The sequence below is a fragment of the Lacrimispora sp. genome (genome assembly GCF_036758025.1).
Classification (GTDB): Bacteria; Bacillota; Clostridia; order Lachnospirales; family Lachnospiraceae; genus Lacrimispora.
The window spans coordinates 31,802-57,171 of record NZ_DAIOXM010000007.1 but is presented as its reverse complement, the minus strand read 5'-3'; the positions used below and the strand labels follow the sequence as shown (position 1 = coordinate 57,171).

The window sequence follows — 25,370 nt, the reverse complement described above, 5'->3', positions numbered from 1 at the left end:
TCTTCAGCTTCTTTCTCAGACATACTTCCGGCTTTTCACAACTCATATTATGAAAACAAGTTTTCATAAGTTATCTTATCACAAATTATTACGATTTAACAGTTAATCTTGTAAGAAACCTGATTTTCTGATATGCTTAGAAACGTAAAAACTATCAGGAGGAACGTGAACCAGTATGAGCCACTATAACAACCAATCCAGACCCAACCGCAGGAAAACCAGTCCCGGCAGCAAAAAAGGCAGCGGACGAAGCAGCTTCCTGACGGTTCTCCTGTTTTATGTCCTGCCATTTCTGGCTGTCAACGGCCTGATCTTCTTGCTTGTAACCTCCAGACCAAATGGAGAGGTTATCATAGGCGAAAGCAAGGACTATATTTCTACCACCATGGAATTACGGATCAGTTCCCTGCTGCCCATCGCATCCGTGGAAATGACTTTAGACGGAACCCCTGTTGAGGCCTCAAAAACAGGTTCCAAAACCTACACGGCAATCCTCACCAACAACGGCGGGCTTGAAATAAAGCTGACCAGCTTAAACCAGATGAAAAACACCCTGTATGAACAGGTCAATGTGCTGGATGACACCCCTCCTTCCATGAAGGAAACCCGTTTTGAGGAAGGAGTCCTTTCCTTCTTCTTAGAAGATACTCAGTCAGGAGTTGACTTTTCTTCCATTTACGCCTCTGATGAGGACAACCCTGATATCCTGCCTCTTTCCATCGACAGGAGCACAGGCCTTATTACCTTTGAAATTAAAAAAGAAAATCTGACTGTCAACGCAAAGGACAAGATCGGAAATGAGATGCACAAAACCTTTAATCCCCAGGGAGAAAGCGTTGAAGAACCCGAAGAAGAACCCGAATCGGAAGAGGAACCTGAACAGACCAGTGAAGAAGCACAATAGGAGGAAGCGGTTTGAAACCGCCTCCTCCTGTTTTTATGTGGATGAAACATATTCTCTTGTGGATTCTCCAATGACAAGTTGGCCCTTAAACACCTTTTTCCGGTGCTCCGCCTGATTGCGGATCACATCAAATAAAATCCGGATGGTGGCCTCTGCGATTTCTTCCACCGGCTGCCGTATGGTTGTAATGGCTGGATTATAATAATGAACAATGTCCAGACCGTCATAACCTGCCACAGAATAATCCTCAGGAATCCGTTTTCCATGTTCAAAAATAGCTTTGCAGGCTCCGATGGCAATGCTGTCTGAAATGGCATACACCGCTGTAAAATCCAGTTCTTTCTCCAGCACCCTGTTCATCATCTGATAACCGTTGTCCATGGTATAGGATTCTCCACACCCCTCCGAATGCTTCACCAGCTCCGGGCTCCAGGCAATGCCGTTGTCTTCAAGAGCTTTCTTATACCCCTCCAGACGAAGGCGGCCAATGCTTTCATCATCAGGGGAAGCTGCCAGAATCAGGATTTTCCTATGGCCCAGCCCGCACAAATAATTTACCAGCTTCCGGCTTTCTGCAAAATCATCCACTGACACGCAGGAAAAGGCAGGGGACTCATCCAGGTATTCCGTCATACCCACAGTGCTGAGGACATAGGGAACCGTAAGCTGCTCCAGCTTTTCCCTGCTGTGGGAGAAATAGCCTCCAAGGAATACGATCCCCCTCGGCTTTTTCTCTTTGATCAGCTCTAAGGCCACTTCCACCTCATCCTCCCGTTCTTCCACACGCTGCAGGATAAATGAGTATTTCTTTTTCTGGATCTCCTCTTCAAAAATCCGGATCATTTTACCAAAAAAAGGATTGCTGATACCCTTGATCAAGACTGCAATGGCCTTGGAATCAGTGCGCTTTAAATTTCGGGCGCTGTTGTTGGGAATGTAATTATTCTCCTTGATCACCTGCAGGATCATACTTTTCGTCTCCGGATTGATGTCCGGATGGTTGTTAATAGCTCTGGACACAGTGCTGATTCCAACTCCGCATATCCTGGCAATGTCCTTTATATTTATGGACTCCATCAGAAATACTCATCTCCTTTCGTCACACCCTGCCGTAAAGCCTGGCGGTCTTTCTGCATTTCTCCGCAAGTTCCTCTGTCATTTCACCGGAAAGCATGCGCCATCTCCAATTCTTTCCAAGAGTGGAAGGCTCGTTGATCCTGGCCTCTTCTCCCAGCCCTAAGTAATCCTGAAGGGGAATCACCGCCAGCCTGGCTACACTGGCAAGAGCCAGACGGATGAAATCCCAGTGGATTTCCTCTCTGGGGGTTCTTCCATTGCCGATGTAATCCACGGAAAACAACCTGTCTTCATAAGACATTTCCTCATACCAGCTTCTTAAGGTGTTGTTGTCATGGGTACCTGTATATACCACACAGTCGCTGCTGTAATTATGAGGCAGATAGTCGCTCTCCTCCCTGGAATCAAAGGCAAATTCCAGCACCTTCATGCCTGGAAAACCGGTGTCCCTTACAAGTTTTAACACAGAGGGAGTCAAAAATCCCAGGTCCTCTGCAATAATATCCAGTTTGCCGAACTTCTCTTTCATCCGGTCAAAGATGGCAATTCCAGGTCCTTTTTCCCACCAGCCTCCTACTGCATTTTCATTGGTCGCCGGAATGGAATAATACTCGTCAAAGCCCCGGAAATGATCCACTCTCACCACATCATAGAGGCGGAAGCTGTACTCCATACGCTTCAGCCACCACTCATACCCCGTTTTTCCGTGGTAATCCCAGCGGTAAAGAGGATTTCCCCAAAGCTGTCCCGTAGCGGAAAATCCATCAGGAGGGCAGCCTGCCACTGCAATAGGATTGCAGTTGTCATCAAACTGGAACAGCTCCGGATGAAACCAGGAATCCGCACTGTCAAAGGCCACATAGATGGGAATGTCTCCGATGATCCGAAGCCCTCTCTCATTTGCATAGGACTTTAACCGGGACCACTGCTCCTCAAATTTCACCTGGAGAAAGCCGTAAAAGCCAATCTCATCTGCCAATTCCTTTTCATATCTTAAAACCGCCTCTTCGCTTCTGAGACGGATATCCTCATCCCAGAGAATCCAGCTCTTCCCCTCAAAGTGATCCTTCACCGCCATATAAAAACAGTATCCGGCAGTTTCCTCACCTAAAGAAGCCCTGGCCCCCTCTCCCGTATGGCCCTGGTTCTTCCATCGTCCATAAGCCTTCCTCAGCAGGGGAAAACGGTTAAAGTACATCTTTTCATAATCAATATCCCTTGAATTGTCTCCAAAATCAACGGCTTCACATTCCTCTGTTGTAAGAAGCCCTTCCTTTACCAGTTCATCTAAATCAATGAAATAAGGATTTCCTGCAAACGCAGAAAATGACTGATAAGGGGAATCTCCGTAGCCTGTAGGGCCTAAAGGAAGAATCTGCCAGTAATGCTGTCCTCCCTGCTTTAACCGATCTATAAATTCATATGCCTCTTTTGAAAATGCTCCGATCCCGTACTTTGACGGCAGGCTTGCAACCGGAAGCAATATACCACATTCCCGCATAACCAGTCTCCTTTTTCTGTTTGTTTTCAGACACGCCCTAACCCTTCACTGCACCTGCAGCCACGCCCTTAATGATGTATTTCTGACAGCTTAAATAAAATACAACGATAGGAAGGATGGCCAGAACCAGCATCGCCATCATGGCTCCCATGTCAATGGAACCATAGCCTCCCTTTAAATTCTGAATAACCATTGGTATTGTACCTTTTTCCTGAGGAAGAATCAAGCTTGGAAGAAGATAATCGTTCCAAATCCACATGGAATTTAAGATGGCAACAGTCACTGCCGTAGGCTTTAACATGGGAAATACCACATGAACATAAGTCTGAAGGGGAGAACAGCCGTCAATCATGGCCGCTTCCTCGATTTCAAGGGGGATTGCCTTTACAAAACCGCAGAATAAGAACACCGCCTGACCGGCTCCAAAGCCCAGGTAAAGAAGAACCAGTCCGTACATGGAGTTTAAGTACAAATCATTGGCCGTTTTAGACATGGTGAACATGACCATTTGAAAAGGCACAATCATGGCAAATACAAACACATAATACAGCAGGCTGGTAAATACGGACTTCACTCTGGTTATGAACCAGGCTGTCATGGAGGTAAACAGGATGATGACGGCTACTGAAGCCACTGTAATAAAGAGTGAACGGCCAAATGCATGCAAAAGCCCTGTTTTCCGTATTCCCTCCGTATAATTGGCAAAACCTACATAAGTGTCCCCGTTGGGAAGCTGAAAAGGCGCATTGCTGATAAAAAGCTTGCTCTTAAAGGAATTGATCAAAACCAATACAACCGGAAACAGAAATCCCAGGGAAAGGGCGGTCAGACATATGGTGAGAATGGTTCCCGTAGTTTTGCTCACTTCCATTTCTCTCTTATCCATCAGCTTTCCACCTCCTTACGCCTTGTTAGGAAAAGCTGGGTCAGGGAAATAAACGCCACCATGAGAAAGAACACTGTGGCCTTTGCCTGACCTACACCCTCCCAGCCCACTCTTCCGTAAAATGTGCTGTAAATATCAAGAGCCAGCATGCTGGTCTGTCTTCCAGGCCCTCCGGCAGTCAGCGCCAGGTTCTGGTCAAAGAGCTTAAAGGAATTTGTCAGGGTCAGAAACAGACAGATGGTAAAGGAAGGCATAACCATGGGAACCATGATCTTTCCCAATATCTGAAACCTTCCGGCTCCATCGATCTTTGCTGCCTCAACCAGCTCTCCCGGAACATTCTGAAGTCCTGCAATGTAGATAATCATCATATAGCCGATCAACTGCCAGTTCATCAAAATCACCAGCCCCCAGAAACCGTATTTGGCATCAAAGGAAAGAGTAACTCCAAATCTGGCTAAAATTCCGTTTAACAGAAGCTGCCATATATATCCCAGAACAATTCCGCCGATTAAGTTAGGCATAAAAAACACTGTCCGGAATAAGTTGGTGCCTTTAATTCCTCTGGTCAGGACATATGCCAGCAGAAATCCGAACACATTGATGGTCACCACCGACACAACCGTAAATTTCACCGTGAATACCAGAGCATTCACGAAGTTCTGATCCATAAATATCTTTTTATAATTTGATATTCCCACCCAGTCCGCATCCTTTACTGTGGTGAACTCAGTAAAAGATAAGTAAATGCCTATGATAAAAGGGTACAGGAATGCAATGATAAATGCAGCCAGTGTGGGCAGAACAAAAAGCGGAAAATAGCGTTTCATCGTCTTCTGCATGGCAGGCCCTCCTTTCTTCCTATAGAAAATGGGTGAGACATTTCCCCGCTCTCACCCATCTCCCATTTCATCTGTCTTATTTTGTCATAGCCTTTTCATTGGCCCAGTCTGCCTTCATGTCTTCAACCACTGCGGTCCACTCCTTGCCGCCCTGAGCGTACTGAAGAAGGGAAGCACCGAAATTGTCCTTAAAGGTCTGGCTTGGGAAGGAAGTGAAGTTCCAGGTAACAGAATACAGATCACTGTTGTTCATGTACCGGTCAATTTCCTTTGCCAGAGGATCGGTTGGCTTTTCTTCTGCTGCAAAAGTATCAAAGGGAGCGATAAAGCCCAGCTTGTTGGTTACATAATCTTTTCCTGTATCAGAGGTAAAGAGCCACTCCAGGAAATCGATGGAAGCCTGCTGATCCTCTTCCTTTGCCTGGCTGTTGATGGAGAAGAAGTTTTCCGTACCGATGCAAAGACCCTGCTTTTCTTCTCCGCTCACTCCGGTGTAGATAGGAAGGAACCTTACATCCTCTTCTTTCACTGTATTTCCTTCTACTCCTGAAACCTGTCCCCAGCCCCAGTTTCCGTTCTGTACCATAGCTGCCTTGCCCAAAGCAAAGTCTGCCATGGAGTCTTCAACCGTCTTGGCGCCTACCATCTTGGAATCTGTGCAGGAATTGTTAATGTATAAATCAAAAATGTTTTTATAGTTATCAGAATAGGTGAAGTCAAGAGCATCCTTATCGGCTACATTTCCATCCTTATATTCATAATAAACCGGAAGGTTTGCCAGATGAGTCTGCCATCTCCAGTCCTCTCCGGGAGCGAAGGAGGTTGAGGCAAACACGCCTTCAATGCCAAGCTCTGCCTTTCTGGCCTGCATATCCTCTGCAACTGCCTTTAAGGTGTCGAAATTATTTACTTCATCCATGGATTTGGCCTTTGCGCCGTCAAGGGCAAAGTATTTCTGCATAATGGCATCATTGTAAATGATTCCGTATCCTTCCACTACATAAGGAATGCCGTAAACGCCGTCTCCATCTGTGACTGCCATATCCTTGTCAACCAGATGGCTGTAAATAGCCGTATCCTTTAAATTCCTGGTGTACTTGGACCAGGATTTATAGCCAATAGGTCCATTGATCTGGAACAGTGTAGGCGGTTCCTTCTTTGCCACTTCTGACTTTAAGGTCTGCTCATAAGTGCCTGCTGCTGCAGTCTGAACCTTCATGGGGACTCCGGTTTCTGCCGTATATTTTTCAGCCAGCTCTGTCCAGATGTCTGCCACCTCCGGCTTAAAGTTTAAGTAATAGATCTGTCCTTTTCCCTCTGCTGCCTGGGTCTCTCCTGAAGCTGTGGTTTCCCCTGCCTGGGTGGTTTTCTGCTCCCCTCCTGCATTTCCCCCGGAATTTCCGGAAGAACAGCCCATCAGGGTTCCTGCTGCCATAGCCGCAGCCAAAGTAATTGCCGCCAGTTTTCCTAATTTCATAATATCCTCCTTCCGTGCTCTGCGCACATGCCGAAACTTGTCGGTAACGGTTTCGGTAACGTTTCCAATGCCTTATGCCCTTACAATAGCACATTGCACAAATAAATGCAATAGTTTTATAATATATTTTACATTTTTATTTTTTCTCCATCTGTTTCATATGCTTACTGTACGTATTATATACTTTTTGTCCTAATTTATTTCCTTTTATTATTGTTTTGACCATCAAAGAACTATCATTCCATTTTCCGGAATTTTTGTAAATAAAATCTATGAATTTCGACCTGGAATGTTAAGATAAAAGAAAGACTTATTCTGGAATTTTCCGGTACAATAGAATCATGAAAATAAAGGAGGAAATATTTATGAGAAAAATAAAGAAACCATTGGCTGCCGCTCTTATTGCAGCCGCAGCACTCAGCATCACGGCATGCAGCCAAGCAGAAAACCTTTCCGCTTCAGCCGCCAGCGTCAGTGCAATGAATCCGCAGACAGGTGCTGCTTCCATTGACGCCCTGGCAGGAAAGACCGTTCAGGTTCTCAGCACAGAAGCAATCCAGGTAGTTCCTGATATGGCACAGGTCAGATTTGCCGTAATCACTCAGGATGGCAACCCTCAGAAGTGCCAGGAGAAAAACAGTGAGGACACTGCAAAGGTCATTGAGTTTTTGAAAAGCTTCGGTATTGCCGAGACTTCTATCCAGACCTCAGGCTACGGCTTAGAGCCTATGTATGACTGGAAGGAAACAGGGCAGACCATCAACGGTTATCAGATGCGCACTACCATTACCGTATCCGACGTTTCCATGGATAAGGTAGGAACACTGCTTTCCTCCAGCATTGAAGCAGGAATCAACAGCATTGAAGGTGTCAGCTATCTTTCCAGCAAATACGATGAAGCTTACCAGAGCGCCCTTAAAAAGGCCGTTGCCTCTGCTAAGACAAAGGCAGAGGTTATTGCAGAAGCCAGCGGTTCTTCCCTGGGCGACATCGCCTACATAGAGGAACTGACTTCCTATGCAAACCTCAGATATACAGCCACTGCGGAATCAGGAGCAGCTAAAGATAATGCCCTTAAGTCTGTGATCGTAGAGCCCGGTCAGATCGGCGTGGAAGCACAGATTAAGGTAACTTACAAGATAAAATAAAAACGACCAATTTCTTCTGGGAATTTCTTAAATTTAAGCAATACGATTAAAAGATGGCAGAAGGAATACATCCCCAAGGCTCAATGGTTGTTGGTGAATACAGGAAAACTATCAATAACTCTGTAGTGGTACAGTATTTTAAATCGGATGGTGCCTTAGATAGTATCTATGATGATGTCACGAGAAGGAAACAGGAAAAAGACAATTGGTGCTGGGTCGCATCAGCAGAAGTGGTGGGAAAATATGTAAATCTATCAAGTCCTGATTCTCAAAGTTCGGTTGTCGCCTCAATGTTTCTACATGATTTTGATTTACCAGGATTTACTTTCATGTCAGAGATAGCATTAAAGAAATTTGCCGCAGACAAAATCAGGGTATCAGGGATACATGGTAAACCTATGGATTTTATGCAGACTACAGAGCTGATTAGTTCTGCAAACCCACTTATTGGTGTTCTCAAATGGACAGCTACAACAGGTCACATTGTTGTAATATCCGGCTATGGAGTTAAAGAAGAGAAGATCAGAATCATTGACCCTTGGGAGAATACCGCAACAACATTCGTTCCATATGATAAAGCAATTAATGGATTTAATTTCCTTACTGGAACCGGAAAATATACTGATTGCATTTATATTGGCAGATAAAGGGAGGTAACTACGAAAAATAAATTACGCATTTTAACTGCTATTTTGAGTATAACTACACTGTGTTCCTTTCATTCACTAGCAGGTCAGAAAGCATTAATAACTTCCCAAAATGGTTTGGAGGAGATAACCCATTTAAAAGATGAAATAATTGAGCAGGTAAATCATGGTGGACCTGGCGCAGAAATCGGCCGTGAAATTTCAGAAGATGATATTGATTTTAATAGGGCATATAAGGTTTATTCAAATTCAGAACTTTTTAACGACAACATCAGCAGTAAAAAGGATATAGAAAAAACTTTAAAGAATGGAAGTTATGTCTGGGAAATCCCTATTTTCCTCGATGATACCACCATCTTAGTAGATATCGACAAAGTCACCAGCATCAGTGATGATATTCCAGAGGATGTACAAGAAACTTTGAAAAAAAAGCTGGGAAAATGGACTGTCGGAGCAATATATGTATATGATGAACCAAGTATAAACTATCAAAAAAACGTTGAAATCTCCTTATCAAACACAGGATTGGCGTCTGATTCGTACAACTATGAGTTTGTCAGAGGACTGCCCGGCATAAGGTATGCAGTGGCAATCGTGTTTGATGATCAAAAAGCCAGATTCATTATACCTGCAGAAGCATCAGCAGCAGCAGCTTTTCAATCAGGCAGTGAAGCAATGGAATACATCGCCTCTCCTTCTGAGACTACCTCCAAAAGCCATAAAAATGGCGGATTTCCGGTTTATAATTTTGAAGATGTGGCGGAAGCCTCAAAACACTCTTCATCCATTGGCTTAGGCGGAGGCATTGGAATTAAGCCTTATAAAGCCCCCAATATTGGATTAATATACTTAACTATTTCCTTAGCTGCAATCGGATTAGCCGGAACAGCAGTGTTGATAAAGAAGCATACAAAGAAATCCAGCTAGATAAATTACAGCAAGAAGGCGCCCCATATCACATGGCGGCGCCTCTTTTATATCAGTTTTCTATATCAGGAATGCCGTTCCTTAACCTGTACTTCCATCCGGTTATAGGGAATTTCAATTCCCGCCTCATCAAAGGCGGTCTTAACCTGTTCCATAATCCCGCAGCGGGCCTTCCAGAAATCCCCTGTTGCGGCCCAGCCCCTACCTCCCAGCATGACGGCTCCCTGAGCCATCTCACTGACAAAGACTTCCACAGGTTCTTCCTTTAAAATGCCTTCCTGTTCCCGGATAACTCTTTCCATAATCCCTTTTGCTTTCTTTAAATCAGAATCATATCCAATGCCTATGACAATATCCACTCTCCGCTTTTCCATGGCAGTCACATTGGTCAATGCCGAGTTGGAAAGGGTTCCGTTTGGAATGACCACCTGCCTGTTGTCAATGGTTGTCAGAACCGTATAGACCAGACCAATGGTCTGGACTGTCCCCTCCCCATCCTTGGAAATAATGTAATCCCCCGCCCGGAAGGGCTTCATAAGAAGGATAAGCACCCCTCCTGCAAAGTTAGCCAGACTTCCCTGGACCGCCAGGCCGATGGCAATACTGGCCGAACCGAACACTGCCAGTATAGACGCAGAATTAATCCCGATCTGCCCCAATATGATAAATCCCAGCAGACAGTAAAGGAATGCCTTTAAGACAGACAGCAAAAATTTCTTTAAGCTGGTCTCCATATCCATCTTTACAAAGGAACGGTTCATCATCCGGTAAATGAGTTTGATAATCCTGGAGCCTACAAACAATATGAACAATGCAATCAAAAGATTGATTCCAAAGGCAACCAGCTCAGGAAGCCAGTCTTTTATGGTCTCCATAAGGACATTGGGCTTTAACTGGTTTAAGTTTTCCTGAACCTCCTTTTGCAGCTCCGCCAGGGTTTCTTCCGGAAGTACGGTGGGAATGGAAGCAAATATCATTACTTAGAGACTCCTCTCTCTTTCACTTTTGCCGGAGACTTTGGCTTTCCGGCCTTTTTTACCGATCCGGATTCTTTGACTTCTCCAGCGGTTTCAACAGCTTTTACTGGTTCAGCCTTTTCAGCTCTTTTCACCAATTCAGCCGTCTCATCTTTTTCGGTCTTTTCAGCCTTCTTCACTCTTTCGGCCTTCTTCACAGTAGCCTGCTTTCTCTTTTCAGGAGTACAGGTAAATACCATAACACTTAAGGTGCCGCAGTTATTTCAATGGAATTGGGCCTTTCATCTGCCTCTTTCTTCTTCGAAGTCTTCACCCTGGCATTAACCCGGCCTTCTCCTCCAAAGACAGCGGCATCGCTGTTTAAAATTTCCTTATATTTCCCTGCAAATGGAACCCCAACCGGGAATTTCTCATGGGCAATGGTATCAAAGTTGCAGACAAAGAGCAGAGTTTCCTCTTTTTTCTTAGTCTTTCTTAAAAATGCAATAATGCTGTTCTCAGAATCCGTACACTCCACCCATTCAAAGCCATCAGGGTCAGAGTCCAACTGATACAGGGCAGGCTGACTGGTATAAAGGAGGTTTAAAGCCTTTACATAATCCTTTACCTGACTGTGGATAGGATATTCCAGGATATCCCAGTCCAGACTTCTGTTTTCACTCCATTCCCGGATCTGGCCGAATTCCTGGCCCATGAACAGAAGCTTTTTGCCCGGATGGCCTGTCATAAAGCCGTAGGCAGCCCTTAAATTAGCGGCCTTTGCCTCCAGATCCTCTCCCGGCATCTTGCCCATGATGGTGCCCTTTCCATGTACCACCTCATCATGAGAAAATACTAAAATAAAGTCCTCACTATAAGCATACAGCATGCTGAAGGTCAGTTCTCCGTAATGATGCCTTCTGAAAAAAGGATCGCACTGCATATACCCGGTAAAGTCATGCATCCAGCCCATGTTCCATTTATAGTCAAAGCCCAGACCTTCTTCCTTTACATCAGCCGTAATCTTGGGCCATGAGGTAGACTCCTCCGCAATGAGAACCGCCCCATCCTTACGTCCTTTAAATATAGAATTCAAGTGCTTTAAGAACTCCACTGCCTCCAGGTTTTCATGGCCTCCGTAAATATTGGGAACCCACTCTCCCGGATTCTTGCCGTAATCCAGATACAGCATGGAAGCCACTGCATCCATCCGGATTCCGTCTGCATGGTACTTTTCCGCCCAGAAAAGCGCATTGGCAATGAGGAAGTTTTTAACCTGAGGTCTGCCGTAATTATAGATCAGGGTTCCCCAATGAGGATGAGCCCCCTGCCTGGGGTCCTTATGCTCGTAGACACAGGTACCGTCAAAGTTTGCCAGACCAAAGCTGTCCCTTGGGAAATGGGCCGGAACCCAGTCTAAAATTACGCCGATTTCCTGCTTATGCATGTAATCCATGAAGTACATGAAATCATCAGGCGTTCCATAGCGGCTGGTGGGAGCGTAATAACCTGTCACCTGATAGCCCCAGGAAGCATCCAGGGGGTGTTCCATAACAGGAAGCACCTCTATATGAGTATACCCCATATCCGCCACATATTCCGCCAGCTTTTCAGCAATCTCACGGTAATTATAAAATTCAGAGCCAACAATGGGCTTTCCTTCTTCATCCATCTCCGGTTCCCTGCGAAGCCAGGAGCCCAAATGAACTTCATAAATGGACATGGGCTGCTGTTTTGCATTGCGTTTTGTCCGTTTTTTCATCCATTCCTGGTCGTTCCACTGGTATGTCCCAATATCCCACACAACAGAAGCGCTGGCAGGACGCAGCTCACAATAATTTCCATAGGGGTCGCTTTTTAACTGGACATCGGTATTGGTGTGTTTGATCTCGTATTTGTAAATAGTTCCCGCCTCAAGACCCGGAATAAACAGTTCAAAAATGCCGGAGTCCCCAAGCCGCCTCATCTGGTGGCGTCTGCCATCCCAGAGGTTAAAGTCTCCCACCACGCTGACACGCATGGCACAGGGGGCCCATACGGAAAAATATACTCCTTCCGCCTGACCCAGCTTTACGGGATGAGCTCCCATTTTCTCATAAATGCTGTAATGAATTCCTGATGCAAACTTTTTCAAATCCCCCGCCGTATAGTTGGAATCAAAGGAATAGGGGTCCAAAAGCTTATCCTGCACGTCATTGTCATAAGTTACCAGAAGGGTATAATCCACAACGGTCCTGGACGGAATGAGTGCCGCAAAAAAACCTGCCTCATCTGCCAGTTCCATGGGATATTCCTTCCCGTCTTCCCTGGTTTTAACTGTAATCTTTGATGCACTCGGAATAAATGCCTGAATCAAAAGGCCCGCCTTTGTCACATGAGGCCCCAGAAGCCCATGGGGATTGGTGGATTCGGAATACACGATTTCCTCAATTCCGGCCCAATCCATAAGATCATATAATTTTTTGTCCATTCATTGCTCCTCCTAGTCCTTCCTTATAAAAATATTTTATCATTGAGACAAGTAATTTTCAATAGATTTCCCCAATCCTGGAATCCTTTTCCAGGGAGATTGTGAATATTTTCTTACCATTTTGTAAAACCCCTTGCGTAATAAATCAATCTCATTTAAACTTTGTAATGGAACCATCAGGAAGGGAAGCGAAATATCATGAAGAGAAATGAAGACATACAAAAAGAACAAGGGACATTCAGCTGGAAGGAAGAAATCATAAGCTGGGTCAAGATCATCATTACAGCCGCTGTCATTGCATTCCTGCTCAACAACTTTATTATTGCAAACAGCAGAGTGCCTACCGGATCTATGGAACAGACCATTATGGCAAAGGACCGGGTCATCGGCTCCAGGCTGTCCTATTATTTTGACGATCCCCAGCGGGGAGACGTGGTTATTTTCCATTATCCAGACGATCCTACCGGAAAGACTTATTATGTAAAGCGTGTCATCGGACTTCCGGGAGATATTATCGATATTAAGGACGGCAAAGTGTATTTGAACAATTCAGACACTCCCCTGGAAGAGCCCTATCTGCCGGAACCCATGGAACCAGAACCGGATGCCCACTTCGAGGTGCCGGAAAACAGCTACTTCATGCTTGGTGACAACCGGAATTGGTCCGCAGATGCCAGACGCTGGAAGAATAAATACGTGGAAAAAGATAAGATCATCGCTAAGGTCCTGTTCCGCTACTTCCCCTCAATCAGTAAAATCAATTAAAATAGGCTGTTGCAAAAGCAATATTAATTAACCAAGGTAATTGATATCAGCACTCAACTAATTCATGAGATGAGGTAAACGGTACCCTAATAGTAAGACGCAGAAAAAAAGCCCATTGTTGGGCTTTTTTATGATGTTCTCGACAAAGGGTACAGTTTACCCCGTTTACAAAATCTCTGGGATACTCCTAAAAACACGAGAGCGGTTGATGAAATCAGACTTCTCTATACAATCATTATTTTCCGGCTTGACGCGCCATTTCTTCACCAATACCACTCTTCTCAATAATATCCTTGTAAACGGCCTGCTCAGTTTCCCACTTAGCCGCCAGTTCATCCGGTCCCAGATAATCCACAATATAACCTAAATCTTCAGCAGTTTTTATAAATTCAGGATCATTGATAATCTCTTTAAAGGACTCAACAACCTTACCCTTTACCTCTTCTGGTATATTCTTCGGCGCAACAATTCCAAACCAGGTTGCTGACACAATATCGATACCTTTTTCTTTAAAGGTCGGAATATCCGGAAAGTTTTCCAAACGTTCTTCTGTCGCCACTGCCAGTATTCTGACTGCATTATTGGCAGCATGACCTTTCAGCTCAGAAATCTGAGTAAAACAAACCTGAACATTATTGCCCAGAAAAGCAGTCATCGAATCAGAACCACCTTGAAACGGAACCGCCTCCATCTGGGCACCGGTAGTACTGACAAACATTGCAGAAGCTACATGAGGCAAAGATCCCACATTAGTATAAGCATATTTCAATTCGCCTGGATGTTCGTTGGTATAGGCCATCAAATCCTCTAATGTCTGGATTGGAGAATCACTTAAAACTGCAACTGCAATCGGATTAGATACTGCCTGGGCCACAGGATAGAACTCTTCGCAATAAGTATACTCTGTACCACCATATAGTGGCTGCAAAATCATATTTGTGGCTGCCAGTCCAAGAGTATAACCATCTGCTGCTGCCGAAACGATCTCATTATATCCCAAAACACCGCCGGCGCCTGTTTTGTTCTCTATTACCAAAGCTTGTCCCAGATATTTTGATGACAGCTTTTCCATTGACCGGGCTGTCAGGTCAGAAGGGCCTCCCGCGGCCATCGGTACAATCACATGTACCGGCTTTGCTGGATAATCCGCTTGGGCCGTTCCCGATTTCCCTGCCCCGCTGTTTCCACATCCTGTAGCCAGCATAGATGCTACTACTACTCCCCCCAATAACATTGCTAATCTTTTTGACCTCATAGTCTTCTCCTCTCTTTTTTTCAGACTGATATTATGACGGCTGTCTATTACGCAAAACAGTGCCGACCATTTTAAGTAGAGTTGCTCCAACTAACACAATCGCTGCTGCTAAAATAATTCCAGATACCGGTCTCATAAAGAAATACCCTGGATTTCCATCCCCCATAATCAGGCCCTGAATCAAACTTCTTTCAATAATTGGTCCAAGAATAATTCCAATTGCCAGTGGTGCCGGCGGATATCCGGCTTCTTTAATAATAAAACCAATAAAACCAAAAAAGATTAAAACTCCCAAATCAAACACACTATTGTTTGTTGCCAATGCTCCGATAAAGGTTATTGCAACAATAAATGGAACCAGATATTCCTGTGGTGTTTTCAATAAAGAGGCTAATACACCAACAAAAGGAAGGTTGATTACCAACAGCAAAACATTACCAATATACATGCTGGCTACTAATCCCCAGAAAACTGCTGGATGATCAGTAATCAACGATGGCCCAGGAGTAATTCCATGAACCAGAAATCCGCTTAACAAAATTGCCGCAGGGGGAGCAAACGGTAATCCCAATGATAATAAGGGTACCATGGCGGCTGAACTTGCGGCATTATTTGCCGATTCCGGTCCAGCTACACCTTCAACTGCACCGTGACCAAACTCTTCCGGATTCTTACTAACCTTCTTTTCAACAGCATAAGAAAGGAAAGTAGAGATTACTGCTGCTGGTCCCGGAATTAAACCACAAAGAAAACCTAGAAAGCTGCCTCTTACAATTGGATTAACCGAACGCCGAACTTCTTCTTTGTTGGGATACAGGTCTCGCAGGCGAACACTTTCCATCTCTACTTCCTGTTTCCCCTCATTCAGCATATTAATAACTTCACCCAAGCCAAATACACCCATTGCAACTAAAACAAAATCAATACCTCGGCTTAATTCTCCAACCCCTAATGTAAATCGATTTACACCAGTCAAAGGGTCCAGGCCAATGGTTCCTATCATTACACCGATTAACATCATCATAAATCCTTTAGCAATAGAACCTGACAAAAGAACCAATATAATTAAGCCTAGTAACGCAATAGCCAGATATTCTGGTGGCCCAAAAGAAAGAGCTATCGTTGAAATCGGAGGAGCAAACATCGTCAACAATACCAGGCCAATGGTTCCGGCTATAAATGAACCAATTGCAGAAATCGCCAGTGCTGCTCCGGCACGACCACGTTTTGCCATCTGATATCCGTCAAGACAGGTCATTACTGCTGAACTTTCTCCTGGAACATTTACAAGTATTGATGTGGTTGATCCGCCATACATGGATCCATAGTAAATACCAGACAACATAATCAATGCTGTAGTTGGTTCCATTCCAAAACTCAACGGTAACAATAATGCCATTGCACTTGTTGAACCAAGTCCTGGCAAAATACCAGTAAGCGTTCCAACAATAACGCCAAACATGCAGGCTAACATATTTGTCATCGAAAAACACGCTTTAAAGCCTTCCATTAAGGCAACAAATACATCCATTCCATTCCCCTTCCTTTATGGCAACTGTACATGCAATAACACAACAAAAAGATAATAACTGATTACAGCAAACAAAAAACCAAAAATCACTGGTTTGATCCACGACCTGGCACCATAAAGCTTCGCGCAGAGAAACAGTAGAAAAAAAGTCGCAATGGTATAACCAAGTGGTTTTAACAATAATGCATAAACGCTTACCAACGCAAAGAATATCACAATCTTCGGCCAGCGAATTTCCAACTTTTTCGCCTCAGCCTGTGACCTCATTTCCTTAATTGTCTGAAAAAGGGAAAATATTAATAGAATAGAACCCGATATCATCGGCAAAAATCCAACGCCAGGACGTTTCAAAGTTCCCAAATTAAATTTTCTTCCCAAGAAAAGATATACTACACTAAGCAAAAACGTACATGCCGGAAAGATAACATTTACATTCCATGTGTTTTTCTTCATTGTTTCCCCCATTCTAAAACTTCTTATTGTAAACCGAATATTCACTGCTCTGTTCTCTCTCTCCTGGTCCAACTGGAGCAATCTGAAGGATAAAATACTCTGCATCTGCCAGGCTGATATCACTAGTACGTTTCACTTGCTCCCACATACCACTGCACAACTTTATTTTTTGTTCCTGATAGGCCGGATCATCACCCAGATTTCTTAACTCATGAGGATCATTTCTCAAATCATAAAGCTCATCCTCTGCAAAAGCATTAAAAACATACTTCATATCATCTTCCCAGTAAATCCTTTGAGTAAAGGAATAACGCTGCCCGAAAAATTCTGAGAAAGCAAAATGACGATCTGTTTTCTCACCCATCATCCATGGCACCATTGAATTTCCTGTCTGATTACCTTTCAAACTGCGGCATCCAGCCAGTTCCAATACCGTAGGACCGATCTCATAAGTATTAATGTAAAAATCATAACTACTTCCAGCGAACTGTTGACCGGGCAGCTTCAATACCAATGGAATGCGGTAAACCTCCTCAAAAGACTCCACACTCTTCATCATCAGGCCATGTGCCCCTAACAGATCACCATGGTCAGAGAGGCAAATGATCATGGTATTATCATAAAGTTGATTATCCTTTAGATATTTAATCAACTTGCCAAACTGAATATCAACTAGTGTACAATAGCTGTAATAGCAACGAATTGCCTTACGGTAATCCTCTTCACTTAGTCCCCTCAAAGCATTACGCATCCGTCGATAAATCACTGGCTTGTCATTCATCTCATCATAAAAGCTGACTGGAAGATCGGGTGCACAGTTGTCATAAAGACGATAGATTTCCTCAGGTACACAATAAGGATCATGGGGGGCATAGGTTGAAATAAAGGTACAGAACGGTGCTCCCTTCTGACAAGTCTGCTCAATCTCTGCCATTGCTTTTTCATAAATATAATGCTCCTCTGTATGAGTAGCATCTTCCTTGAAAATACCGCATAACATTTTTTCCGGATATCCAGGATTACTAAGAGTTACTTTGTCATATACCGTCACTGGAAAACCAGGAATGTCCATTTCTGTCTCGTATGTATGAATTCCAAACTTCTCAAGCCTATGAGTCCGCTCAATATGCCATTTACCATAATAGGAAACCTGATACCCATCATCACAAAATGCCTGCGTAACCGTATCTAAACTGTCATCAAAATCAGCCCGATAGGGTGGTACTGTGTGAGTACAATCCACCATTCCATGCACATGAGGCAGTGTTGCTGTTAAGAGTGAAGCTCGGGACGGTGAACATACGGCATTACAAGTACGGGCTTCTTCAAACACCACACCATCCTTCATCAGTTCATGCAGATTAGGCATAATGCACCCGGATTCTTCTTTTATTATCCGTTGCTGCATCTGATCCTGGATCAGAAAAATCACATTGGGTTTCTTCATGAAAACAATTCCTCCATCATTATTATCTGGTACTTTCTCGTATTGCCAAACCGCATGCAAGACGGATACTTTCTGCCGGTTGCTTATTAAGCATATTAATCATCAATTGAGCTGCTACTCTTCCACTTTCACTGATGTGGTTGTCAATGGTGGTCAAAGGTGGATAACACTCTCTTGCATAATTAGAATTATTGAAACCAATTATCTGAATCTGATCCGGAATTGTAATTTTTCGTTCATTAAGCAGGTGAACACCACCTACTGCCAGCATATCGCTTGAGTAAATGATGGCTTCCACTCCCGGAAAGCCATCTATTAAAGCAGCCGTTGCCTGCTTTCCTTCTTCCAGCGTTTTTCCAATCGTTTCCTTCAAATACACTGGCTTGAGATTATGGGCTTTCATCCCCGCCAAAAATCCAGCATTTTTACGTTGATCTGAAGGTGATTGATGACAATAAATCCAACCTATCCTTGTTTTTCCTTTCTGATACAGATATTTAACTGCATCTTTCAAACCCTGATACTGGTCTTGCATTACTTCCCGCACATTAGGCAGAGCAAAATTAGCGTTTACTGTTACAAATGGAACTTCGGAGTAACGCCTCTCAATAGCAATTTTACAAATGCTGCGTTCAAAGACAGAACCCAGCAACACTACACCATTTACCCGTTTTTCAATCAGATTGTCCACCTGATGAATAAATCCACCTTCCACATCCGTCAAATTACATAGAATGGTGTTCAATTTCCATTTCTCCAACTCTTGATTAACCGCATATGCTAATTCAGACATATAGGTATGCCGAATATCGTCTACCATTAAACCGACAGCAAATAAGTCTCGCTGCACAAAATTTCTGGCTGCCTGCCTGGGAGTATATCCATGTTCCCTGATTACTGCCTCTACCTGCTCTTTGGTTTTAGGATTAACCTTGTCATTTCCATTTAGCACACGAGATACCGTGGTGATTGAAACACCAGCCAGCTTAGAAATATCATAGATTGTTAACTTTTGCATGCAAAACTCCTTATAAGGAATATATTTTTACTTCAGGCCTTGTAGTTATATTATAGCGATGACGCTTCCATGAAAGCAATCATTCATCTTCTTTCATCTACCTATTTTATCTTTCCCTTTTTGTGTATATTGCACAAAAAATCGAGAGCTGATGTATTTCATCAACTCCCGAATATATTAATACACTTATTTTATTACCTAATCTGAGAAACAATACTTCGATACAGATGTTCTAAACGTGGATAAGCATATTCAAAAAAAGTCCGATAAGCATCACAATAATAATTCTTACCTAATCCCTCCTCATAGTAATCCCGATCTCGGCGGCAACCACCATAGCATAATGGATGCCAACAGCATTGCCGGCAGTCTTCATGCATAATAGCACTTTTATCGACAAACTGTATTTTTCTGCGCCGGTTATCTAATTCTTCAAAGCTATCTGTTTTTAAATTGCCTAAGCGATATTCGTCTAACATATAAAAGTCACAGGGATACAAACTGCCATCTGCTTCTATCACATACTGGCAGCCACAAACACCGCTCATACCGCAGCTTTCCGGTGCCTGCCTGTCTAATAACAGCAGCAGGTTGTCAAAATAACGATTATAAATCTTATTCCCTTTTACCGCCTCCTGATACCAGTAGTCAAATGCTGTTTTTAAATAGACTTCATAGCATGACGGAGTTAATGACCAGACTTTTTGTCCGCGTTCTTCCCCTAATGGATCCAGACATGGTATATATTGCTGATATGTAAAACCATTGCGTTTAAAAAAACCATACGTCTTGCCAAAATTTTGACAAGTATCACCTGTAATAACAGTTAGAATATTCACATCTACGTGATAACTTTGCAGCAGTTGAATAGCCCTAAATACTCTTCTATACGTTCCCTTTCCCTGAATGTCAACACGGTATTTGTCATGTAAGACCTTGGGACCATCCAGAGAAACCCCTACCAGAAATTTATTGGTTGCAAAAAATTCGCACCATTCCCTGTCAATCATAAGTCCATTAGTTTGAATAGTAAAGTTAATCTTACAGCGATTCACATTCAAGCGCTTGCTGTATTCCACTGCTTTTTTGAAAAAATCGAGACCAGCCAGGGTTGGTTCACCTCCTTGAAAGGCAATGGTGCAATGCTTCTTTGCTGCTTCTAAAGCTTTTTCAATCACTATTGCCAGTGTTTCATCAGACATCATGCCATAGCTGGAGATGGCACGTTTACTTGTTTCATCTGCATAAAAACAGTATTTGCAACACATGTTGCAAATGCCACTAGCTGGTTTTATCATAATATGAAGATAGTTCATCGTTGCTCCTTTTACCGTCACAAATACTGATATACATTGTAAATGCTAATCAAAATAATTATAATCATTAAGATTTGAAACAGCCTGCCCACTGCCGTTTCATCCATCTTTGTATTCAACCTCCGTCCAACCATACCACCCAAAATTCCGCCTGCCACCATAAATACCAACTGCAGAATAGTAAACTCTGGTACTGACCGGCTCCACAATGTCGCAGCCAGACTGGATATCTGACTAAACAGAATAATATACAGGCTGTTCTGCGCCGCCTTTTTGATATTCATTGAAAAGAAAAAATATAGCGCAACTAAATTGATTGGCCCTCCGCCAATACCTAAAAATGAAGATAAAAATCCCAATAATAAACCAATCAATGCACACAATAGGGTGTTTTCTATCTGATAAGTCTTAATTCTCATTTTATTAATTGTATAAATCAAGGTTCCCAATGTCAAAATCGCCAAACAGCCCGCCTGTAAGGCTCCAATCCGGTTGGGGATATCAAACAGCCCTTTTGCTAATATTAATACTTGTTTACCAATAATTCCACCTACCACCGCCCCTAATACTAACGGCGTTCCGGTCTTTAACTCGATCCCACCATCACCGGCCATAAAGTTTTTACTGACATTATAAAAACTCATCGCTAATACCGTACAACCAGATAAAAAACTAATCGTAGAAACGCTGGCAAATCCAAACATATCCATGGTTGGCTTGATAACTACACCACCACCAATACCGCAGATGGCTCCTGCGATACTGGTAAGAAAACTGACAACAAAAAATAAGATATTCACACGATTCCCCCTTTCCTGCCATTATTATTATCTCACCCATTATATAGTCAACCAATTATTGAAAGCAACAGGAAACTACTTTCATATCGTCATCATTGTTACGTAAGTATTTCTAACCAGGTAATAAATCACATATTAAAAAATGCCATTTGCATATAATTCAGTATTATCAAGGATTTTTCACAAATTTATTTTAATCGTTTGTTTTTCTTTGCACTGGAGCTTTTTTCCTTATAAGGCTACTACATTCTTCATATTCATACACCGTCACCTTGAATTTGCAGCCACACTGGAATACTGAGAGCGCAGCTTTAGTTGAGTCAAGTTCAGTATAATCTAGTCACATAATTAATTGTGGGTCCTTCGAAGTCCGTCTTTCTATCTTTAAGCACAAAAAGAGCCGCTGTCAGTAGATAATTTATCTACTGACAGCGGCTCCTTGATTGTTTTTCAACACCTGTTTTCAATTTCTGCCAGCATATCCACACGGCGCTGGTGTCTTCCGCCTTCATAGCTGGCTTTCAGCCATTCCTCAGTGATCATCTTCGCCATTTCTACGCCGATAACCCTGGCTCCGAAGCAGAGCACATTGGAATCGTTGTGCATTCTGGAAAGCTTGGCTGTATAAGGCTCACTGCAGACGCAGGCCCGGACTCCCCTAACCTTGTTGCAGGCCAGAGAAATACCCACGCCGGTTCCGCAGATGGCGATTCCTAAATCTGCCTTTCCATCCACAACAGCCCGTCCTACTTCTTCTCCGTATCTGGGATAGTCGCAGCTTTCTGTGGCATTGGTTCCAAAGTCAATGACTTCATACCCCATCTCTTCTACAAATGCCTTGATTTCGTTTTTCATCTCAATGGCCGTATGGTCATTTCCCATTGCAATTTTCATCATTCATTCTCCTCGTTTTCAAATGTAAACGGCTGGCAGCCGTAAAAGGACTGGATTCTATCCAGCCTGGAAGCCATATTGGACAGAAGCAGATCCGCAGTCGTAAGAGCTGCCATGGATTCTACCACCACCACTGCCCTAGGAACAATAACAGGGTCATGACGTCCTTTGACCTGAATCTCCAGTTCCTCACCCTGGCGGTTTATGGTCTTCTGGGACTGGGCAATGGAAGCCGTAGGCTTAAAGGCAGCCCGGAATACCACCTGGGTGCCGTCGCTGATTCCTCCCAGGATTCCTCCTGCATGGTTGGTCCTCTTCTGGGCTCCCTTTTCGTCTTTTCCGGAAAAACTGTCATTGTTTTCAGAGCCCAAGGCCCGGGAAGCCTGGAAGCCGTCTCCGATTTCAAAGCCTTTTACAGCGCCGATGGACATGACCGCCTTGGCAAGAGCCGCGTCGTACTTATCAAATACCGGCTCGCCGATTCCTGCCGGAACTCCGTCGATGACGCACTCCACCACGCCTCCCACAGAGTCGGTCTTTGACATCATCTCTTCCACGTACTGGGCTGCAAGGGCTGCGGTTTCATTATCGGGCATGTAAAAACTGTTCTGATCCCGTTCCTTTATATTAAAGCGTTCCGGATTCATATCATAGGGTCCGATGGACTTGGTATATGCCGTAACCGTGATTCCAAGGCTTTTTAAGAAGCAGGCGGCAATAGCTCCTGCCGCCACCCTGCCAATGGTTTCCCTTCCTGAAGAACGTCCGCCTCCCCGGTAATCCCGGATTCCGTACTTTGCATCAAAGCCAAAATCCGCATGGCCCGGGCGGTAGACATTCATAATATTGCTGTAATCCTTAGATCTCTGGTCCTGGTTCCACACGACCATGGAAATGGGAGCTCCTGTTGTCTGCCCCTCAAAGACACCTGACAGTATCTCCACCTTGTCACCCTCCTGGCGCTTGGTGGTAAACCTGCTTTGTCCCGGTTTTCTTCTGTCAAGGTATTCCTGGATATCCCCTTCCTCCAGCTTAAGCCCTGCCGGACATCCATCCACAACAACGCCGATCCCTTTTCCGTGTGATTCCCCCCAGGTTGTTACCTTCCATATTGTCCCCAGTGTTGATCCTGCCATGTATCGTTCTCCTTTTAATTTCTGACTTTCACAATGGTGCAGCTATTGGGCTCATTGACCCTCAGCTCTGTGCCGTTCATGATGAGAAGGCCTTTTTCATAGTCCACCGTAAAAAAGGTGATGCTGCCTGACTCATGGTTGACGGAAGCGATATGCCTGCCATCCGGGAACGGAGAAACGTCTTTTGGATAGCTGCCGCTGATTGGAAGACAGCATAAGGGCTCCAAAAGTCCCGTATCCTGATCCCTTTTATAAACCGAAACAGAATCATCTCCCGCGTTGCCGCAGAATAAATGCGTTTCATCAGGGGACATGCGCATGGAACTGGCTGCAGTGAGCTGGCTGCGCTTAGGCCCTGTGGTGGAAATGGTCTGTATTTTCTCTATCTTTGGCTGGCGGTCTCCCGTCTCATAAGTGAATACGTCTATCACATTCTTTAATTCATAAAGCAAATAGAAAAACTTTCCGTCTGAACTGAACCGGAAGCACTTTGGCGCAGATTCTCTTTCGCATCTGAGGGAATCCACTAAAATCATTTCCTCCATTTTTTCATCAAAGCGGTAAATCTTCACCTGGTCAATCCCTACGTCTGCCACCATGATGTATTTTCCATCAGGAGTTCTTCTGGAGCAGCTTACATGGGGCCGGAAGTTTCTCTCTGCCACACTGCCCAGGCCCTTGTGAAATACTGATGTTACGATCTCGCCCACAGAGCCGTCCTTATTTAACCGGAGCACCGTGCACTTTCCGTCGTGATAGCCGGATACAAATATGTATTTTTCAGAGCTGTCAATGGATAAGTGACAGCCTCTCATTCCCTTTATATTGGCAGAATTAAGTCTTGTAATCGATCCGTTTTCATGAATTCGGAAGGATATTACCCCGGTATCTGTAATGGAATAAAGGGTCCTTCCGTCGCTGGAGGATGTGATATAAGAAGCATTGTCAACCTCCACCTCACACCGTTGGGTAAAACGTCCCTTTTCCACGTCAACATCATATACCGTAATCCCTTTGGCCTGCCCGCTGTAGGAGTAGGAACCTACATAAGCCATATATTTTCCCTTCATCATACATTCCCTCGCAGAAATAAGCTTACCAGACTCATTTCCTTTTAATGGTATAGAAAATTATCTATACAGTTAACAGTTACACAGCAAACCTTGGAACCCAAGGCGCTCATTTCCATAAGTATAAGCTGTATCCATTTTCCCGTCAATATTTTTTACATTTTTCACGTAAAACCTACATAAAAACTATTGACATACAATGAAAAAACAGTATAATGAATCATGCTGCATGTTTATTAATACTAAACTTTTTAATTAATTTTACCGTTAGTCCGGTCTGGTGCTTTATGGGCGCTTTACAAAGGAGGAACTTATGGATATAGGTGGAAAATTAAAGGAGCTGAGGGTGTTAAAGGGCCTCACTCAGGAAGAGCTGGCGGACCGGGCAGAATTGTCCAAGGGGTTCATATCCCAGCTGGAACGAAATTTAACCTCCCCCTCCATTGCGACTCTTATGGACATCCTTCAATGTTTGGGGACCTCCACAGGAGAGTTCTTTCACGAAAGCAGGGAGGAGCAGATCGTATTCGGCAAAGCTGATTATTTTGAAAAATACGATGCAGAGCTGAAAAATGAGATCAAATGGATCATTCCCAATGCGCAGAAAAACATGATGGAGCCCATCCTTCTCACGCTGGAGGCAGGGGGGCAGACCTATCCTGACAATCCCCATGAGGGCGAGGAATTCGGGTATGTCCTGCAGGGAAGTATTTCCATTCATATAGGAAATAAAACATATAAAGCCAAAAAAGGGGAATCCTTTTACTTTATACCAGACAAAAAACATTACTTAAGCAGCAAGGCCGGCGCTGCCCTGATCTGGGTCAGCTCTCCGCCAAGCTTTTAACAG

At 43.9% G+C, this 25,370-nt stretch carries 23 protein-coding genes and 1 pseudogene; 6 read left to right on the top strand and 18 right to left on the bottom strand.

Annotated elements, in window-relative coordinates:
- Nucleotides 1-175: 175 nt before the first annotated feature.
- Nucleotides 176-904 carry a hypothetical protein gene (locus V7M78_RS08090; RefSeq protein ID WP_333648253.1) on the top strand — a complete coding sequence of 243 codons (729 nt, stop codon included), beginning with the start codon at nt 176-178 and terminating at the stop codon, nt 902-904.
- A gap of 33 nt (nt 905-937) precedes the next feature.
- Here the strand turns inward: V7M78_RS08090 and V7M78_RS08085 are convergent, their stop codons facing one another.
- The 5 genes from V7M78_RS08085 to V7M78_RS08065 all read right to left on the bottom strand — a co-directional run bounded on the left by V7M78_RS08085 (nt 938) and on the right by V7M78_RS08065 (nt 6,687).
- Nucleotides 938-1,981, bottom strand: a complete 1,044-nt coding sequence (locus V7M78_RS08085; RefSeq protein ID WP_333648251.1) for a LacI family DNA-binding transcriptional regulator — start codon at nt 1,979-1,981, stop codon at nt 938-940.
- A 22-nt stretch (nt 1,982-2,003) separates the two neighbouring features.
- Complete coding sequence (gene malQ / locus V7M78_RS08080) at nt 2,004-3,482, bottom strand: 4-alpha-glucanotransferase (protein WP_333648249.1); 1,479 nt, start codon at nt 3,480-3,482, stop codon at nt 2,004-2,006.
- 37 nt (nt 3,483-3,519) lie between these two features.
- Nucleotides 3,520-4,368 carry a carbohydrate ABC transporter permease gene (locus V7M78_RS08075; RefSeq protein WP_333648247.1) on the bottom strand — a complete coding sequence of 283 codons (849 nt, stop codon included), beginning with the start codon at nt 4,366-4,368 and terminating at the stop codon, nt 3,520-3,522.
- Complete coding sequence (locus V7M78_RS08070) at nt 4,368-5,210, bottom strand: carbohydrate ABC transporter permease (RefSeq protein ID WP_333648245.1); 843 nt, start codon at nt 5,208-5,210, stop codon at nt 4,368-4,370. Before V7M78_RS08070 ends, V7M78_RS08075 begins: the two co-directional genes overlap by 1 nt.
- 76 nt (nt 5,211-5,286) lie before the next feature.
- Nucleotides 5,287-6,687 (bottom strand): ABC transporter substrate-binding protein, encoded by a 1,401-nt coding sequence (locus tag V7M78_RS08065; protein ID WP_333648243.1) that lies wholly within the window; start codon nt 6,685-6,687, stop codon nt 5,287-5,289.
- 365 nt (nt 6,688-7,052) lie between these two features.
- Here V7M78_RS08065 and V7M78_RS08060 point away from each other — a divergent pair, with 365 nt between their 5' ends.
- The 3 genes from V7M78_RS08060 to V7M78_RS08050 all read left to right on the top strand — a co-directional run bounded on the left by V7M78_RS08060 (nt 7,053) and on the right by V7M78_RS08050 (nt 9,409).
- Complete coding sequence (locus tag V7M78_RS08060; protein ID WP_333648241.1) at nt 7,053-7,835, top strand: SIMPL domain-containing protein; 783 nt, start codon at nt 7,053-7,055, stop codon at nt 7,833-7,835.
- Nucleotides 7,836-7,888: 53 nt separating this feature from the next.
- The gene (locus V7M78_RS08055; protein ID WP_333648239.1) at nt 7,889-8,482 is read left to right on the top strand and encodes a papain-like cysteine protease family protein; all 594 of its coding nucleotides are present in this window, start codon (nt 7,889-7,891) and stop codon (nt 8,480-8,482) included.
- Nucleotides 8,483-8,599: 117 nt separating this feature from the next.
- Nucleotides 8,600-9,409: a hypothetical protein gene (locus V7M78_RS08050; protein ID WP_333648237.1), complete on the top strand. Its 810-nt coding sequence runs from the start codon at nt 8,600-8,602 to the stop codon at nt 9,407-9,409.
- Nucleotides 9,410-9,474: 65 nt separating this feature from the next.
- Here the strand turns inward: V7M78_RS08050 and V7M78_RS08045 are convergent, their stop codons facing one another.
- The 3 genes and pseudogenes from V7M78_RS08045 to glgB form a co-directional block, all read right to left on the bottom strand.
- Complete coding sequence (locus V7M78_RS08045; protein ID WP_333648235.1) at nt 9,475-10,386, bottom strand: mechanosensitive ion channel family protein; 912 nt, start codon at nt 10,384-10,386, stop codon at nt 9,475-9,477.
- Complete coding sequence (locus V7M78_RS08040) at nt 10,386-10,583, bottom strand: hypothetical protein (RefSeq protein ID WP_333648446.1); 198 nt, start codon at nt 10,581-10,583, stop codon at nt 10,386-10,388. The genes V7M78_RS08045 and V7M78_RS08040 overlap by 1 nt, the downstream gene beginning before the upstream one ends.
- Nucleotides 10,584-10,591: 8 nt before the next feature.
- Nucleotides 10,592-12,835, bottom strand: a pseudogene (gene glgB / locus V7M78_RS08035) (1,4-alpha-glucan branching protein GlgB); the annotation flags it as partial.
- A 198-nt stretch (nt 12,836-13,033) separates the two neighbouring features.
- On the opposite strand from glgB, the gene lepB reads away from it, so the two are divergent.
- The gene (lepB, locus tag V7M78_RS08030) at nt 13,034-13,600 is read left to right on the top strand and encodes a signal peptidase I (RefSeq protein WP_333648233.1); all 567 of its coding nucleotides are present in this window, start codon (nt 13,034-13,036) and stop codon (nt 13,598-13,600) included.
- A 235-nt stretch (nt 13,601-13,835) separates the two neighbouring features.
- On the opposite strand, the gene V7M78_RS08025 is transcribed toward lepB, so the two are convergent.
- The 10 genes from V7M78_RS08025 to V7M78_RS07980 form a co-directional block, all read right to left on the bottom strand.
- Nucleotides 13,836-14,855 (bottom strand): Bug family tripartite tricarboxylate transporter substrate binding protein, encoded by a 1,020-nt coding sequence (locus V7M78_RS08025; RefSeq protein WP_333648231.1) that lies wholly within the window; start codon nt 14,853-14,855, stop codon nt 13,836-13,838.
- A gap of 31 nt (nt 14,856-14,886) precedes the next feature.
- On the bottom strand, nt 14,887-16,386 hold the full coding sequence (locus V7M78_RS08020; protein WP_333648229.1) for a tripartite tricarboxylate transporter permease: 1,500 nt from the start codon (nt 16,384-16,386) through the stop codon (nt 14,887-14,889).
- A 15-nt stretch (nt 16,387-16,401) separates the two neighbouring features.
- A complete protein-coding gene (locus V7M78_RS08015; protein ID WP_333648227.1) occupies nt 16,402-16,839 on the bottom strand; it encodes a tripartite tricarboxylate transporter TctB family protein in 438 nt (145 codons plus the stop codon).
- Between the two features lie 13 nt (nt 16,840-16,852).
- Nucleotides 16,853-18,286: a sulfatase-like hydrolase/transferase gene (locus tag V7M78_RS08010; protein WP_333648225.1), complete on the bottom strand. Its 1,434-nt coding sequence runs from the start codon at nt 18,284-18,286 to the stop codon at nt 16,853-16,855.
- 22 nt (nt 18,287-18,308) lie between these two features.
- Nucleotides 18,309-19,304: a LacI family DNA-binding transcriptional regulator gene (locus tag V7M78_RS08005; RefSeq protein ID WP_333648223.1), complete on the bottom strand. Its 996-nt coding sequence runs from the start codon at nt 19,302-19,304 to the stop codon at nt 18,309-18,311.
- Nucleotides 19,305-19,498: 194 nt separating this feature from the next.
- A complete protein-coding gene (locus V7M78_RS08000; protein WP_333648221.1) occupies nt 19,499-20,620 on the bottom strand; it encodes an anaerobic sulfatase maturase in 1,122 nt (373 codons plus the stop codon).
- Nucleotides 20,621-20,637: 17 nt separating this feature from the next.
- Nucleotides 20,638-21,420: a sulfite exporter TauE/SafE family protein gene (locus V7M78_RS07995; RefSeq protein WP_333648219.1), complete on the bottom strand. Its 783-nt coding sequence runs from the start codon at nt 21,418-21,420 to the stop codon at nt 20,638-20,640.
- A gap of 450 nt (nt 21,421-21,870) precedes the next feature.
- Nucleotides 21,871-22,314, bottom strand: a complete 444-nt coding sequence (gene rpiB / locus V7M78_RS07990; RefSeq protein ID WP_333648438.1) for a ribose 5-phosphate isomerase B — start codon at nt 22,312-22,314, stop codon at nt 21,871-21,873.
- On the bottom strand, nt 22,314-23,450 hold the full coding sequence (gene aroC, locus V7M78_RS07985; RefSeq protein WP_333648217.1) for a chorismate synthase: 1,137 nt from the start codon (nt 23,448-23,450) through the stop codon (nt 22,314-22,316). Before aroC ends, rpiB begins: the two co-directional genes overlap by 1 nt.
- A gap of 14 nt (nt 23,451-23,464) precedes the next feature.
- A complete protein-coding gene (locus V7M78_RS07980; protein WP_333648436.1) occupies nt 23,465-24,520 on the bottom strand; it encodes a lactonase family protein in 1,056 nt (351 codons plus the stop codon).
- 313 nt (nt 24,521-24,833) lie between these two features.
- Here V7M78_RS07980 and V7M78_RS07975 point away from each other — a divergent pair, with 313 nt between their 5' ends.
- Nucleotides 24,834-25,367, top strand: a complete 534-nt coding sequence (locus tag V7M78_RS07975) for a helix-turn-helix domain-containing protein (RefSeq protein WP_333648215.1) — start codon at nt 24,834-24,836, stop codon at nt 25,365-25,367.
- Nucleotides 25,368-25,370 lie beyond the last annotated feature (3 nt).

Bases quoted from the DNA above. Each gene is read 5' to 3' on its own strand.
- V7M78_RS08090 (WP_333648253.1), top strand. From the start codon at position 176: ATGAGCCACTATAACAACCAATCCAGACCCAACCGCAGGAAAACCAGT.
- V7M78_RS08085 (WP_333648251.1), bottom strand. From the start codon at position 1,981: ATGGAGTCCATAAATATAAAGGACATTGCCAGGATATGCGGAGTTGGA.
- malQ (WP_333648249.1), bottom strand. From the start codon at position 3,482: ATGCGGGAATGTGGTATATTGCTTCCGGTTGCAAGCCTGCCGTCAAAG.
- V7M78_RS08075 (WP_333648247.1), bottom strand. From the start codon at position 4,368: ATGGATAAGAGAGAAATGGAAGTGAGCAAAACTACGGGAACCATTCTC.
- V7M78_RS08070 (WP_333648245.1), bottom strand. From the start codon at position 5,210: ATGCAGAAGACGATGAAACGCTATTTTCCGCTTTTTGTTCTGCCCACA.
- V7M78_RS08065 (WP_333648243.1), bottom strand. From the start codon at position 6,687: ATGAAATTAGGAAAACTGGCGGCAATTACTTTGGCTGCGGCTATGGCA.
- V7M78_RS08060 (WP_333648241.1), top strand. From the start codon at position 7,053: ATGAGAAAAATAAAGAAACCATTGGCTGCCGCTCTTATTGCAGCCGCA.
- V7M78_RS08055 (WP_333648239.1), top strand. From the start codon at position 7,889: ATGGCAGAAGGAATACATCCCCAAGGCTCAATGGTTGTTGGTGAATAC.
- V7M78_RS08045 (WP_333648235.1), bottom strand. From the start codon at position 10,386: ATGATATTTGCTTCCATTCCCACCGTACTTCCGGAAGAAACCCTGGCG.
- lepB (WP_333648233.1), top strand. From the start codon at position 13,034: ATGAAGAGAAATGAAGACATACAAAAAGAACAAGGGACATTCAGCTGG.
- V7M78_RS08025 (WP_333648231.1), bottom strand. From the start codon at position 14,855: ATGAGGTCAAAAAGATTAGCAATGTTATTGGGGGGAGTAGTAGTAGCA.
- V7M78_RS08020 (WP_333648229.1), bottom strand. From the start codon at position 16,386: ATGGATGTATTTGTTGCCTTAATGGAAGGCTTTAAAGCGTGTTTTTCG.
- V7M78_RS08015 (WP_333648227.1), bottom strand. From the start codon at position 16,839: ATGAAGAAAAACACATGGAATGTAAATGTTATCTTTCCGGCATGTACG.
- V7M78_RS08010 (WP_333648225.1), bottom strand. From the start codon at position 18,286: ATGAAGAAACCCAATGTGATTTTTCTGATCCAGGATCAGATGCAGCAA.
- V7M78_RS08005 (WP_333648223.1), bottom strand. From the start codon at position 19,304: ATGCAAAAGTTAACAATCTATGATATTTCTAAGCTGGCTGGTGTTTCA.
- V7M78_RS08000 (WP_333648221.1), bottom strand. From the start codon at position 20,620: ATGAACTATCTTCATATTATGATAAAACCAGCTAGTGGCATTTGCAAC.
- rpiB (WP_333648438.1), bottom strand. From the start codon at position 22,314: ATGAAAATTGCAATGGGAAATGACCATACGGCCATTGAGATGAAAAAC.
- aroC (WP_333648217.1), bottom strand. From the start codon at position 23,450: ATGGCAGGATCAACACTGGGGACAATATGGAAGGTAACAACCTGGGGG.
- V7M78_RS07980 (WP_333648436.1), bottom strand. From the start codon at position 24,520: ATGAAGGGAAAATATATGGCTTATGTAGGTTCCTACTCCTACAGCGGG.
- V7M78_RS07975 (WP_333648215.1), top strand. From the start codon at position 24,834: ATGGATATAGGTGGAAAATTAAAGGAGCTGAGGGTGTTAAAGGGCCTC.